A 13,418-nucleotide genomic window follows, 5' to 3' on the forward strand; every position below is an offset into this window, starting at 1 on the left:
GATTACACTTATCTTTAAACTTTAAAACACCTGAAACGGTATACCTAAATGCAGCGTAAATCAATTTTTAACCTGTAGCCATATTTTAGGACGAGACATATTATGAAACACTTTTTGCTAACATTTTTAATTCTAAAATCAATTTGCAGTTTAGCTCAAAGTGAAAAACTGATTTTGACTGAAAATGAGAACAAATTATGGTTTGAATCAATCAATAAAACTGAATTACTAACCGAAAAAATTGATTTGATAAATAATCGGCTGACTAATGATGTGAACGTATATATTAAATGGAGTTTTTCGGACGGAATAACTGTTTCGAGATTTCCAAAATTGGACAGTATTCGCAAAATAAGAACTAAAGGATTCTGTAAACCACTTTATTTGCTAAAATATAAGGATAATGTAATCGCATTCCGAATTGAAAACCCAATAGACTCTGAACTGACTGATTCTATAACTGAACTCATTTCGAAAAATAATATTCGAAACGTGGAAATATGGACTGATGACAACAGGCAAGCGTTATATGGAACGAGTGCAGATTGCGGAGTGATTATGCTGGAAATAAAAAAACGGAAAGTATTTAAAGCTTTCAAAAAACTAAATCTAACGAATTCGAAATACGATGAGATTTCGAATTATAAATGAATATTAATCAAAAAATACTACTTACAACAACGGCTATAAGTAATTGCTTGTTCTCGCCTACTTCTGAAAATCCTCGCTGATTTTCAGTTTGGTGTGTACCTGCCTACCGGCAGGCAGGCTTGCAAAATTAAGTGCTAACCTATGCAACTACTCATAGCCGAGACGTTGTACATCATATAACCTAACAAATGAATAGACAAATAATAACACTTTTACTTGTAGCAATATTCACAAATTTTGGATATTCTCAATCTGAAAAAATCAACATTAAAACCGAACATTTGACAGAAGCGAATTATCTGAAAATTGATGATTTTTATTTAACGCATTATCTATACATCGATTTGTTTTTAAGAGAAAATCTATTTCCAGAAGCAAGTCCCGAAGATGTTTCTTCTATTTTAAAAGCGCTTAAAAAATATGTTTCAGTAGAAAACAAATTAGACGTCGAAATTGAAAAACCTGGGAAAAGAAATTACTTGATTCGATTTGCCATTTTAAAGAAAGATGACGGAACTGAACTTTTGATTGCTTTCACAAATTGGACTGTAAAGAAAAAAGCTTTTGAAAAAGAAATCAAAATGGAAAATGATTCCTACACCAGATGGTATTTTCTAAATGGAAACAAAATGACTTACCGAAAAGATATGTCTGACCAAAACGATTACTCAACTATGAATAAATCTGACTTAGCTAATGCTTACTTATTCGATGAACTATCTGAAAACGACTCCGAGATAGAAAGCACAATAAATGAATACCTAAACCAAAGCGATATAAGTATTTCAGATAAAATTATGGCGAATTTGATTCTTTTAAAATATCAAATCTTTAAAAAAGAGAATGATAATGTGACCAAACAAACTGAATACTTGACTGAATTATTTGAACAAAATAAATCTGAAACAAATTTAAGAGGTTTGCAAGCTGCATTTAATGCGACAAAATTTCAAATGGAATTAAGTAAATAAATACTGTGTAAAATAATGGTAACCGTTGCACAAGTCCTTAAAACATAAAATCATCAACTCAAATAAGCCACTCTAAGCGGCTTTTCTTTTTTTATCATCTGTATTTAGATCAAATTCAGAATCGTTAAAACGGATTTATCAATGGTTGTCAGTATGTTTTTTGGATAAAAAAACAAGCCGAGCATCCCTGCTGTGCTTTTTACCCGTTTTTGAGTGAATTTCAAATGCTTTTTAAAATACTAACCATTCTTATCCTTACAATTATATAAAAAAATAAATTCTTGCGTAATAAGAATAATATATCGCCGTAAAAAAGTCAACAATTTTGGTTACTTTAGTTTCAATCAATCCGTAATAGAATTTTACCCTTAGCAATATTTTACGGTTTTTACTGTGACACTTAAATCCCAAAAACAAAATATGGAAACAGCCTTACTCCTAATTGACATTCAAAACGATTACTTTCCAAATGGGAAAATGGAACTTTCACATCCTGAAAAAGCGAGTTTAAATGCCAAAAAAATTTTAGAGAAATTCAGAAAAGAAAAACTGCCAGTAATTCATATTCAACACCAATCCACTCGACCGGAGGCTACTTTTTTTATCCCGGAAACACAAGGGGTAGAAATTCACGAAAACGTAAAACCCATAGCGGGAGAAAAAATAATCGTAAAACATTTTCCTAACAGTTTTAGAGAAACCGAATTGATCACCACCTTGGAAGAAATGGGAGTGAAAAAATTGGTGATTTGCGGAATGATGACACATATGTGTGTAGATGCAACCACAAGAGCGGCTAAAGATTTTGGGTTGGAGTGTATCGTTATTGGAGATGCCTGTGCCACCAAAGATTTAGAAATAAATGGAGAACAAGTAAAGGCCAAGGAAGTTCAAAAATCCTTTCTAGCCGCATTCAACTATTTTTATTCGGAGGTATTGACGACTGAAAAATTTCTTGAAAATTAAAGAAACATTTTACAGAGCATGCTTATTATCAAGTGTAATTTTTTAATCAATTTATTCAACTTTTAAGCTCGTAGTGAAATAGAAATAATTATGAATATTGGGAATAAGCCGAAAAGCCAATGAAATTCTGAAGTAAGCGTAAATTAAAATTATTCATTATGAAAAAAAATATTTTACTTTCAATTACATTATTACTATTAATAGTGATGGTATCGTTTGGGTTTTCGTCAAATGCAACCAATGAAGATTTCGTTCCACTAGAAAAAGGAAAAAAGTACTTAATTTTTCTATCAAATGGTCAGCAAATCAAATTTACGGTATTAGAAGAGCCTAAAGGAAATTGGGTAAAAGTTGATATGAAAGGTGGCGGGAATTTCTATTTGAGCTTGGAGAATGCTGCTCTCATTTCAACAGAGTAAAAGTTTATAGATTTAAAAAATAAAAAAGTATTTTTTAAATCAAATGGAATTCTAGCTTATTTACATATAATTGGAGACGAATATGAGGTTTTACCCTCTTCACTCATGTGGTTAGCTATAATTGACTATTTAAAAACAGAACGAGAAAAGAGAAGATTATTTGAATAAAAAACACCGTATTAGATAGCTTACAAGTACTCAGCCAAAACCTTATCAATAATTTAAAAAAATGGAAAAACATTTTGAACTATCCGATTCTGAATTTAAACAGCAGTTTATTAATTGCGAATTAAATCCAGAGATTTTTACGCATGAAGCACATTTAAGATTGGCTTGGATATACATTAAAAAATATGGTATTGAGCAAGCTGAAACTAACATACCACGTCAGTTGCGAGAATATGTCAAATCGGTTGGAGCAGAAAACAAGTACAACACAACTTTGACTTTAGCTGCAATCAAAGCAGTTTATCATTTTATACTCAAATCGGATGCTAATAGCTTTCGGGAATTTATAATTGAATTTCCAAGACTTAAAAATAATTTCAGAGAATTAATGGCTTGTCATTACGGAGTTGACATTTATAATTCACAAAAGGCAAAAATGAAATTCTTGGAACCTGATTTACTACCTTTTGATTAAAAAATAAAAACTATTGATAAAACAATTTATCATCGGAATCACGTCAAATTAGAATAAGTCAGCATCCACTCGGAAATGCTAAGCTATTTGTCAACACCAACTAATGTCGCCCGAAGCAGACGGTTATAAAAACTATTATACGCAAATTAACGAATGAAAAGAACCTCAATAATTTTAATTCTAATTTTGATAATAGTCTTTTCCTGTCAACAGAAAAAACAAGAACAAGAAACTACAACAACAACTGCTGATACGATAGAGTTTACGGAAATTATAAAAGAAGACTACGAACTTTATCAACCCCATAAAGAAGTTAAGGCTGTTTTAATTTTATTTGGGGGATATCCAGAAGTGGCAGAAGACATTCAACGAGAATTTAAGATTCTCGATATGGCAAGGAAAAATAGTATAGCTGTTATCTTCTCCAATTTTAATCAAAAATTGTGGCTCGAGGAAAGCGAGAAACACCAACTCGCAGCAAGTTTGCAGAAGGTGATCGTAGAAAATCAGTTACCGACGGACCGTATTTTTATCGGTGGTTTTTCAAGTGGGGGTGTGGTATGCCTGTTAATAAGCAATTTTATTGTTGGAATGAAACAATATCATATAGACCCAAAAGGGGTATTTATTGTGGATTCACCTATAGACTTAGTGGCATTGTATAAGTCTTCAGAAAAAAATATAGAACGAAATTTTTCAGAACCTTCCATCCAAGAAAGTACTTGGCTGTTAGAGACCTTAGGTAGTAACTTCGGAAATCCGAAAGATCATATTAAAAAATATGAAGATAAAGCTGTCTTCACCTATAGCACAGGCAACATTACTAATTTAAATAAATTAAAAAAGACTAAAATTAGACTTTACACAGAACCTGATACTCTTTGGTGGAAAGAAAATCGGATGGCTGATTATGAACAAATGAATGCTTTTTATATTAAAAAGCTCTCTGAAAATCTAATCGAAAAGGGATATGAGCATGTTGAATATATCCCCACAACCAATAAAGGATATCGAGCGAATGGTGAACGACATCCACATAGTTGGGCTATTGTAGATAAAAAAGACTTGATCAAATGGATGTTAAACGAATAAAAAACGGCAAGCTTTTTTGCATTGGTTGCTATGCTTTTATTTCGATAGCCTCCCTATAGGTTTTCTATTTTTCTAACTTCTTCAGCAGTCATAATAGCCAAAAGCAATGACGACTTCTATTCTTTGTGCAGAGTTCCGCAATGATAAAATTCAGGAATTTTATCTATCTTAGATTTAACCAATTCGCAAAAGAGAATTTAAAAAAAACGTTGAGGTCTATTTAAAAACGGAACATTTTAATAAAAAAAGTATGGATCAGGATTTAGACAATTTATTGAATGCTAAAACTACTCAGGTTAAGAAATTGCAAGAGATAGTTAAAAAAGCCATAGAAGATGAAAATTTAATAACCAATAACCTTTTAAACCCACCCAAAGAGCTACTCACCAAAGGACAAAGCATATCTGATAAGGTTGCTAAATTTGGAGGGAGTTGGGCATTTATTATTTCCTTCTTGGTAATTCTGGTGGTTTGGATCCTTTTTAACACCTTGACGCCCGTAAAGGATAACTTTGATCCCTATCCCTTCATTCTCATGAACCTTATTCTTTCCTGTATTGCTGCATTGCAAGCACCTGTTATTATGATGAGTCAAAATAGGCAGGAAGAGAAAGACAGAAAACGCGGTGAGAATGATTATCTTGTTAATCTAAAAGCTGAATTGGAAATAAATGCATTAAACCAAAAAATCGACTTAATTTTGGAAGAGCAAATCCAGGCTTTATTTGAAAGTCAGGCAAAACAATTAGAAATCTTAAAAAAGTTGGAACAAAAATTATGATAAAATCGATTTTTACAGATTTTAGAACAGCACTCATTGTCGTAATCATAAGTATATCAACAATTGTTATTGCTTATTCTTTCAAGTATTTGTCTGAAAGATATATCAAGAAACGTACGCTAACTAATCATATAGATCCAACAAGCTATGTTTTTGCAAGAAAAGTCATTACAGCGGTTATTTATCTAATCGGGATTTCGTTTGCCCTTGTACAAATACCCGAAATGAAAATTGTAGGGCATTCGTTATTGGCAGGAGCAGGTATTTTATCATTGATCGCCGGCTTAGCTTCCCAACAAGCCTTAAGCAATATTATGAGTGGTTTTTTGATTGTGATGTTTAAACCTTTTAAAATTAATGACAGAATCACCTTTAATCAAAATTTCACCGGTATTGTAGAAGAAATTAATCTAAGACAAGTTGTGGTGAGGGATTTTGAAAATAATCGTGTGATTGTACCCAACTCCGTCATCAGTACCCAAGTAATTGTGAATGCAAATCTCACCGAAACTAAAGTCTGTAAAATGATAGAAATAGGAGTGGGCTATGATTCAGATATAGGGAAGGCCCTTAAAATAATGGAAGAGGAAATCATAAAGCATCCACTTCATGTAGATAACAGAACAGCAGAAGACATACAAAACAATTTACCTGAAGTTACTTGTAGGGTAGTGGCATTAGGTAATTCATCCATCACCCTAAAAGCTTGGGCTTATTCTGATACTTCCTCAAATGGGTATACCATGTATTGTGATTTATTGCGTTCAATTAAAGAGCGATTTGATGAAGAAAAAATAGAAATACCTTATAATTACCAAAACCTGATCATCAAAAAAGCAGAGTAAGAACGCCCAAAAAATACAACGTAAAATTACTGAATATTCTTGATAAGGTAGCCGTTGCAGTTCCAGTAACAGGAGCCTTTATAAGGTTAGGTAATTTCATGAATTCTGAGATTTATGGAAAACCTACCCATGGAAATTGGGGGGTTGTTTTTGTAAAGGATGATTTAATCCCCAGACATCCCACACAACTCTACGAAGCTTTTTCATACTTGGTGATTTTTTTTATTTTGTATAAAATTTATACTTCAAAAAGAATAAAAAGAAAAGATGGGCAGCTATTCGGGCTTTTCTTAATTCTTCTTTTTCTTGCAAGGTTTATCATCGAATTTTTTAAGGAAAATCAAGTAGCATTTGAGAACCAAATGACCTTGAATATGGGACAAATTTTAAGTATTCCTTTTATGGTGATAGGAATAGTTTTACTGATTTGGAGAAGAAAAAGAATATGAATTTAAAAACCACCATTACATGATAAGGTGGATTTTTTTATTAGTAGTTTTTAGAATCATTATTTATTTGACTTACACGAAATTGGGGGCTAGAAGATAGCTCAAATAAAGCTTGCAACTCAAGATGATAGTTAGCATTTAATACCTATACGTTTTTAAAAAGTAAACGGAAAAACATATTTCATTATTCCAGAAATGTGTGTAAATGAAAAAAGATAGATAACTTGCCGTTGGAAATAGAATTCAACAAAATATTATTAAAAGAAAACACATGAAAAAAGCTAAAAAATTAAGCTTAATTGAAGTTGTATCCATGGCGGTTGGAACAATGATAGGAGCAAGTATTTTTTCAATCTTTGGTTTAGGAGCAGAAATTGCCGGTAACGACTTACCGGAAGCCTTTATTCTTTCGGGTATTTATGCCTTAATAGTAGCTTATTCCTATGCCATTTTAGGCGGTAAAATTATTTCTAATGCAGGGCCAATTGCATTTATCCTAAAAGGACTTGGAGATAGTATAGTAACAGGTGCTTTAAGTATTCTTATGTGGTTAACCTATGTGATCTCCATCGCGCTTTTTGTAAAAGGTTTTGCCGGTTACCTCTTACCCTTTATTCATATAAAATCAACCCTTTTAGCGATTGGAATTGTTGAGGTAATCGTGATCGCATTTTTTACAGCCCTTAACTTTTTTGGAAGTAAGGCGGTTGGAAAAGCCGAATTTTATATTGTATTAGTGAAACTCTCCATTTTATTGGTGTTTATCTTAGGAGGTTTTATGACGATTAACTGGGGAATGACAAAACCAGGTTTTAATGCAGCACATACCAGTGGATTGCTGAATGCTTCTATTATTTTTTTTCTTTCCTATATGGGGTTCGGACTTATTACCAACGCATCAGAAAATATTAAAAACCCAAAAAAGAACGTTCCTTTAGCCATATTTATCAGTATCCTGTTTGTTATGGTTTTCTATATTTTAATTTCACTGGTAACCATAGGAAACTTACCCTTAGCAGCTATTGTTAAAGCACATGAAAATGCATTAGCGATTGCAGCAAAACCATTTTTAGGTGATTTTGGTTTTATTCTCATTACCATTGGAGCCTTATTCTCTATTTCATCTGCCCTCAACGCTACTATTTTTGGGGGAGCCAATATTGCTTATTCTTTAGCAAAAGATGGGGAGTTGCCAGATTTTTTTGAAAGGAAAGTTTGGTTTAAATCAAGTGAAGGTTTATACATTACCGCTGGACTAGGACTTCTATTTGCTTTGTTTTTTAACTTAGAAGCCATCGCATCAATTACAAGTACAATATTTACGGTCATTTATGTATTCGTATTGATTTCACATTTAAAATTACAGAAAGCATATGGAGGGAAAAAAATACTTCTTGTGATCAACTTGGCGATTCTTTTAATAGTTTTTGTAGCACTGATGAGATATCAATGGGATACCCAAAGAACTGCTTTTTACGGTAGTATTTTTACGTTTATAGGAGCTTTTGTGGTGGAATATCTCTATAGGAAATATGGCAAACGAGAAATGAAAGACCAAGCCATCACCACCCAACCCAAACCATAAATAGACTCGTTAACTGAGAGAAGGGAATATTGACATGCCAAATAAAGCCTATTCGAATTCCTTAACAACAGTTGAGGTTGATAATTAAGAACAGTAATAATGAGTTAAGTGGAATCTTTAGAAGAATTTTATAAGCATAAGTTTCAAACACCGCCAAAAATCAAAAATCAGAAAAATGGTTTGTTTGACGTGTTTACGATTGAAGAAAACATGAAATATAAGGTGAAGACCCCCGCTTATGTGCGGCGGGATTTTTATAAAATTCTGCTATTTGAGGGTGAAAATGTTTTTCACTTTGGCGATGAAAGTATTCCGGTTTCAGGAAAAACACTTTTATTTTTCAACCCCAATACGCCCTATACTTACGAAACATTAGCCCCAAGTACCAAAGGTTATTTTTGTGTTTTTAAAGAAGAATTTTTTAAGGATAGTCTTAGAATTCATCTGACTGACCTACCACTATTTAAATCTTTTTCAAAACCTATCTATCCACTTTCAGATGATTTATTTGCAGAAATACATCCACTTTTTGTCAAAATAAAAAATGAAATGGAAGGAGATTACAACTATAAATATGAGCTGATTAAAAGTTATGTATCAGCATTAATATTTAGTGCCCTTAAACTTTCGGTTAGCCCTACAAAGCCTCAACCCACGAATGCCGCCACTAGGATTACAGATGTATTTATGGAGGTATTGGATAGGCAATGCTCTATTGAAAGCATCTCCCAAAAGATTACTTGCCGAACGCCGGCCGATTTTGCAGATCAACTGGCCATCCATATCAATTACTTAAACCGGGTTTTAAAGAAAACGACAGGAAAAACCACTACAGAACTTATTAACGAACGCTTATTAAGTGAGGCAAAAGCATTACTTAAACATAGCGATTGGAATATTGCTGAAATTAGTGAAGCACTTGGGTATAAAGATCAGTCTCATTTTAGCTCATTTTTTAAAAGCCAAACCCACTATGCTCCATCAGACTTCAGAAAGGTTTGATGGTTACAAACTATGGTTTCTTTACGGTAAATGTAAACCTAGTGGTCCAGCTTAATTTTGTGGAAAATATAAAGTTATGCAAAATTCAAAAATTTGGTACATCACCGGAGCTTCTAAAGGACTCGGATTATCACTAACAAAACAACTTTTACTAAAAGGCGAAAAAGTTGCCGCCACCAGCAGAGATGTAACAGCACTATCTAAAAAAGTAGGAAGTAACTATGCAGCTTCTTTTCTTCCGCTCGAAGTGGACCTCACCAAGGAGCAATCCATCAAAAATTCCATCGCATCGACCATCGACCGTTTTGGTAAAATTGATGTCGTAGTCAACAACGCGGGCTATGGTACCGGTGGCGCTTTAGAAGAACTAAGCGAGGATGAAATTCAACAAAGTTTTGATGTTAATTTCTTTGCCGTGATTAAAGTCATACAACAAGTACTTCCTTATATGCGAAAAGAGCAATCCGGTCATATCATCAATATTTCATCAATTGCCGGTTTTGCTCCGGGCACGGGTTGGTCGATATATGGAGCAGCCAAATCGGCCATGAACGGACTTTCTGAAGCTTTGGCCCAAGAGTTGAAGCCGTTTGGAATAAATGTTTCCATTATTTCTCCCGGTTGGTTGAGAACAAGTTTTGCCAAGGAAGAATCCATCGAATTCAACCAAAAGCAAATTTCAGCTTACGAGCATATTAGAACTGCGCATCAAAAGTTTAAATCAATAGATGGCAAACAAATCGGAAATCCCGATAAGGTGGCTGCTGTGTTATTAAAACTCGTAAATGAACCTCATCCACCCATGAACCTATTTTTAGGCAGTGATGCTTACGATAGGGCTTTCTCTAAAATTGAAGAGTTAGCAGATTCGATGAAAAAGCAAAAAGAAGTATCCTTTTCAACCGATTTCTAATGGAATTACATTTCAGGGTTCCAGTAATTACCGGAAATGGTGATCATGGATAACAATTTTAAGGTATTGGAATAATAATCTCCCGCTGTGATATCATTATGGTTTAGCAGTTCGTCATACAATGCATTTAACCAATCTTGGCCCGTTACATCGGCCATTGCACCGACCGTTAATGGGCCTATAAAAGTGGCGTCATTCCAATTATTAATCGGAGTTCCGTCTAACAGATAGCCATTGGAAATAGCACTAACATTTCCTGAGGTGGAGTTTTTTAACCAAGTATTTATTTTAGTAATAGCTGCCTTAGCTCGAGGGTCATTACTAAGTAAATAATCATTTCCTATGCGCCAAGGAAAACGGCACGCATTGTAATAATAATCCCCATCATAGCTATCTTCCAGGTAATTTGACTCCGAAGGAATAGGGGAGGTGTTGGTATGAATAATAAAATCAGGCATCAATCCAGAGACTGAACTCTGATTATTCTGTATCTCCTCGACTAAATCATAACATTCATCCATCACTAGATCCCAATTTGAAGTAGGGTTCACCTTTGCAAAAGCCCTAAAATGACTGGTAATAAAATCTGAAGCTCTTGTTCCATAATAATAGTTGGGGTCATTAGCATCGCTCCAATCCCCAAGTTTTACCGTCCAAGTATCCGGATTAATCTCATCTTGCATCATAGCCTTAATCAAAGCTTTTGCCAGGGCCAAGTAATTCATTTCCCCATCGCTTCCCCATTGCGCATGGGCCACTAAAAGAGCAAATGCAATATCCATATCGCCATCACTCGCTGCATCATCATCAGCACTATCCGGATCCATACAAGTAATTTGTTTCCAATCCATTAACCTGCTATTTTTCTTACTCGGATGTGATTGGTAGTACCTGACCATGCCATCAAAATACAACCTAGCATCAGCCTCATAACCGGCCATAAAGCCCATGATCATCATACCATACCCGTGAGCTTCAGAAACTGTTTTTGCTCCGTTTCCACTTAATATGTAGTACTCGTCTGCGTTACAGTCGTTTTTCAGATAGGTGTTTTTCCATTCCTCATAAAAGGAGGAAGTTTGGTTGTCCAAGGCTGTTTGACTATAATTGCTAGGCTTTATGTGGTTACCCGCATAGGGGGTATGATTAGGAAAAGGATGCGCATTTAAAGAAGTTTCCGCTGAAGCTATATCTTCACTTTTATCACAAGCTGATAAAATCAACAATAGCGCTACTGTAGTAAAGTTTTTAAGGAGTGAAATCATGTTACACAATTTGTTGAATGGTATAGTTAGTTACTGTTGGTATATTCTCACATAATCAATTTCCATTTGCACAGGAAAAATGCTGTCATCAACGGTGGGCCCTGCCATTTCCCCACCAATCGCTAAATTCAAGATCAAGTAAAAAGGCTTATCAAAAGGCCAGCTGTCAGAACCCTTTCCTTGGTTTTTATAATGATGAAATGCTGTGCCGTCCACTGCCATAGTGATGCTTTCCGGCGTCCAAGTTAATTGATATTTATGAAAAGCCTCACATACATCCTCTACCATAATAGCACTTCCATCTTCCGAAGTACCTGCCGTGGCCGTCGTATGGATCGTTCCTGTTATTTGATCGGGATATAAGCCTACCTGTTCCATCACATCAATCTCTCCGTTTCCGGGCCAAGGAATGTCGTTATCACCAAGCAGCCAAATAGCCGGCCAAGTTCCCAATCCGCATGGTAATTTTGCCCTCACCTCCATAAATCCGTATTGCCAGTGAGCTTTGCCTTTGGTGATTAAACGAGCAGAAGTATACGATTGTCCACCATAATCATCAGCACTTGTTAGCGATTCTTTTCTTGCTATCATCTTTAATGTGCCCTCACTTACCCTAGCATTTTCCAGGCGGCTATCCGCATAATACTGGAGTTCATCATTGTACCATCCGGTTTCATTGGCTTCCGTATCAAAATTCCATTTCTCTGCATCAGGCAAGCCGTCAACCGTAAACTCATCTGACCAGACCAAGCGATAGCCTTCCGGTATTTCAGAAGGGCTTTCGGGTTGATTTTCCTCCTGATCACAAGAAGTGAAGGCCATAAAGAAGAACAGCACGATAAACACTCGGCTTTTGAGAGCTATGAATTGGATTAATTTCATGAGGTTTTCGGTATGAGTGAATAACAAGCATGACTATCTTTTAATAACGAATAATCGGTGAGCACTATTGCTCTTCGGAAAAAACTTAGGTAAAAAATCTGTTTTTAATCTTTACTAGTTAGCTTAAAAAGGCTGGAAAGCTTTATAAGTACTAGCTTGTTTTATCATTCTTTTGGTAGGGGATGCTTGAAAATAAAAATGGATTTAATTTTTTATATTTAACCCAGTCATAAATAGGAAATAAACGCCATGCGTTTATTTGCATGTTGTAAGCAATTTGACAAAGACGAAAAAAATAGAGCTAAATTTAGGAATTCCACTAACTGGATGGCTACCGATTGAATTTAAATCAGGAGAATTTGAATTGAATTTTACGACTTCAAAAATTCCTGAAAACCCGACAGACAAAATGTGCGATGCATTGATTTTATGCTTAAAAGGCGTAGAAACTGAATTCCAGTGGAATTTGGAGCCTGACATTTATTTTTTCAAATTGACACCAATTGGAAATTTAATAAAACTTTCGATTTCAGAAAGCAATGGGTCAAAAGTTCAAAACCTGATATATGAATTTAACGGAGATTTTAATTCGGTGATTTTACCAATGTATCGGAGTTTAAAAAAATTCAGTACGTTGGAATTTGGACAAACGGACTGGATAAAAATTGACCAAAATAAACTGAATAAATTAACGGAGTTGGTAACGGACAAAAAAACTGCTTACAACACCGTGTAAAAATAATTGCTTGGTTCTAGCCTACTCGGAAAATCCTATGGATTTTCCTCTGGTTCGTTCCATTTTTAGTAAGTTAGTTGCTCGCACACGCAACTATCTTTACACAATCACGTTAGCGATAATTAAACCCAAATCTGAATGAGACAACAAATAACTGTTGATAAAGCAATAAAAAGAGGACATTTAATAGTGAATGTTCCTGTATTTATCGCAATTAT

Annotated in this window: 14 protein-coding genes and 1 pseudogene; 13 read left to right on the plus strand and 2 right to left on the minus strand. The window is 34.5% G+C overall.

The window, feature by feature from the left end:
* Positions 1–102: 102 nt before the first annotated feature.
* The 12 genes and pseudogenes from FVB9532_RS18850 (at position 103) to FVB9532_RS18905 (ending at position 10,317) form a co-directional block, all read left to right on the plus strand.
* Entirely contained in the window at positions 103–651 is a 549-nt protein-coding gene (locus FVB9532_RS18850) for a hypothetical protein (RefSeq protein WP_150546738.1), read from the plus strand.
* 188 nt (positions 652–839) lie between these two features.
* A complete protein-coding gene (locus tag FVB9532_RS18855; RefSeq protein WP_150546739.1) occupies positions 840–1,622 on the plus strand; it encodes a hypothetical protein in 783 nt (260 codons plus the stop codon).
* Between the two features lie 420 nt (positions 1,623–2,042).
* Positions 2,043–2,588: a cysteine hydrolase family protein gene (locus tag FVB9532_RS18860; protein ID WP_150546740.1), complete on the plus strand. Its 546-nt coding sequence runs from the start codon at positions 2,043–2,045 to the stop codon at positions 2,586–2,588.
* A gap of 158 nt (positions 2,589–2,746) precedes the next feature.
* Complete coding sequence (locus FVB9532_RS18865) at positions 2,747–3,007, plus strand: hypothetical protein (protein ID WP_150546741.1); 261 nt, start codon at positions 2,747–2,749, stop codon at positions 3,005–3,007.
* A gap of 229 nt (positions 3,008–3,236) precedes the next feature.
* A complete protein-coding gene (locus FVB9532_RS18870) occupies positions 3,237–3,650 on the plus strand; it encodes a hypothetical protein (RefSeq protein WP_150546742.1) in 414 nt (137 codons plus the stop codon).
* 186 nt (positions 3,651–3,836) lie between these two features.
* Positions 3,837–4,742, plus strand: coding sequence for a hypothetical protein (locus FVB9532_RS18875; protein WP_150546743.1), 906 nt, complete (start codon positions 3,837–3,839; stop codon positions 4,740–4,742).
* 250 nt (positions 4,743–4,992) lie between these two features.
* On the plus strand, positions 4,993–5,523 hold the full coding sequence (locus FVB9532_RS18880; protein WP_150546744.1) for a DUF1003 domain-containing protein: 531 nt from the start codon (positions 4,993–4,995) through the stop codon (positions 5,521–5,523).
* On the plus strand, positions 5,520–6,368 hold the full coding sequence (locus FVB9532_RS18885; RefSeq protein WP_150546745.1) for a mechanosensitive ion channel family protein: 849 nt from the start codon (positions 5,520–5,522) through the stop codon (positions 6,366–6,368). Before FVB9532_RS18880 ends, FVB9532_RS18885 begins: the two co-directional genes overlap by 4 nt.
* 8 nt (positions 6,369–6,376) lie before the next feature.
* Positions 6,377–6,817 (plus strand): annotated as a pseudogene (locus tag FVB9532_RS18890) (prolipoprotein diacylglyceryl transferase); the annotation flags it as partial.
* A gap of 271 nt (positions 6,818–7,088) precedes the next feature.
* The gene (locus FVB9532_RS18895) at positions 7,089–8,402 is read left to right on the plus strand and encodes an APC family permease (RefSeq protein WP_150546747.1); all 1,314 of its coding nucleotides are present in this window, start codon (positions 7,089–7,091) and stop codon (positions 8,400–8,402) included.
* Positions 8,403–8,510: 108 nt separating this feature from the next.
* Positions 8,511–9,404 carry an AraC family transcriptional regulator gene (locus FVB9532_RS18900; protein WP_150546748.1) on the plus strand — a complete coding sequence of 298 codons (894 nt, stop codon included), beginning with the start codon at positions 8,511–8,513 and terminating at the stop codon, positions 9,402–9,404.
* Positions 9,405–9,480: 76 nt separating this feature from the next.
* Positions 9,481–10,317 carry an SDR family oxidoreductase gene (locus tag FVB9532_RS18905; RefSeq protein ID WP_150546749.1) on the plus strand — a complete coding sequence of 279 codons (837 nt, stop codon included), beginning with the start codon at positions 9,481–9,483 and terminating at the stop codon, positions 10,315–10,317.
* A 5-nt stretch (positions 10,318–10,322) separates the two neighbouring features.
* On the opposite strand, the gene FVB9532_RS18910 is transcribed toward FVB9532_RS18905, so the two are convergent.
* Entirely contained in the window at positions 10,323–11,582 is a 1,260-nt protein-coding gene (locus tag FVB9532_RS18910) for a family 8 glycosyl hydrolase (RefSeq protein ID WP_150546750.1), read from the minus strand.
* A gap of 30 nt (positions 11,583–11,612) precedes the next feature.
* Positions 11,613–12,464: a glycoside hydrolase family 16 protein gene (locus FVB9532_RS18915; RefSeq protein ID WP_228482401.1), complete on the minus strand. Its 852-nt coding sequence runs from the start codon at positions 12,462–12,464 to the stop codon at positions 11,613–11,615.
* Positions 12,465–12,741: 277 nt separating this feature from the next.
* On the opposite strand from FVB9532_RS18915, the gene FVB9532_RS18920 reads away from it, so the two are divergent.
* Positions 12,742–13,200 (plus strand): hypothetical protein, encoded by a 459-nt coding sequence (locus tag FVB9532_RS18920; RefSeq protein WP_150546751.1) that lies wholly within the window; start codon positions 12,742–12,744, stop codon positions 13,198–13,200.
* Positions 13,201–13,418: the final 218 nt, after the last annotated feature.

It is taken from the genome of Mesonia oceanica, assembly GCF_902499555.1.
In the GTDB taxonomy this organism is placed as follows: Bacteria; Bacteroidota; Bacteroidia; order Flavobacteriales; family Flavobacteriaceae; genus Mesonia; species Mesonia oceanica.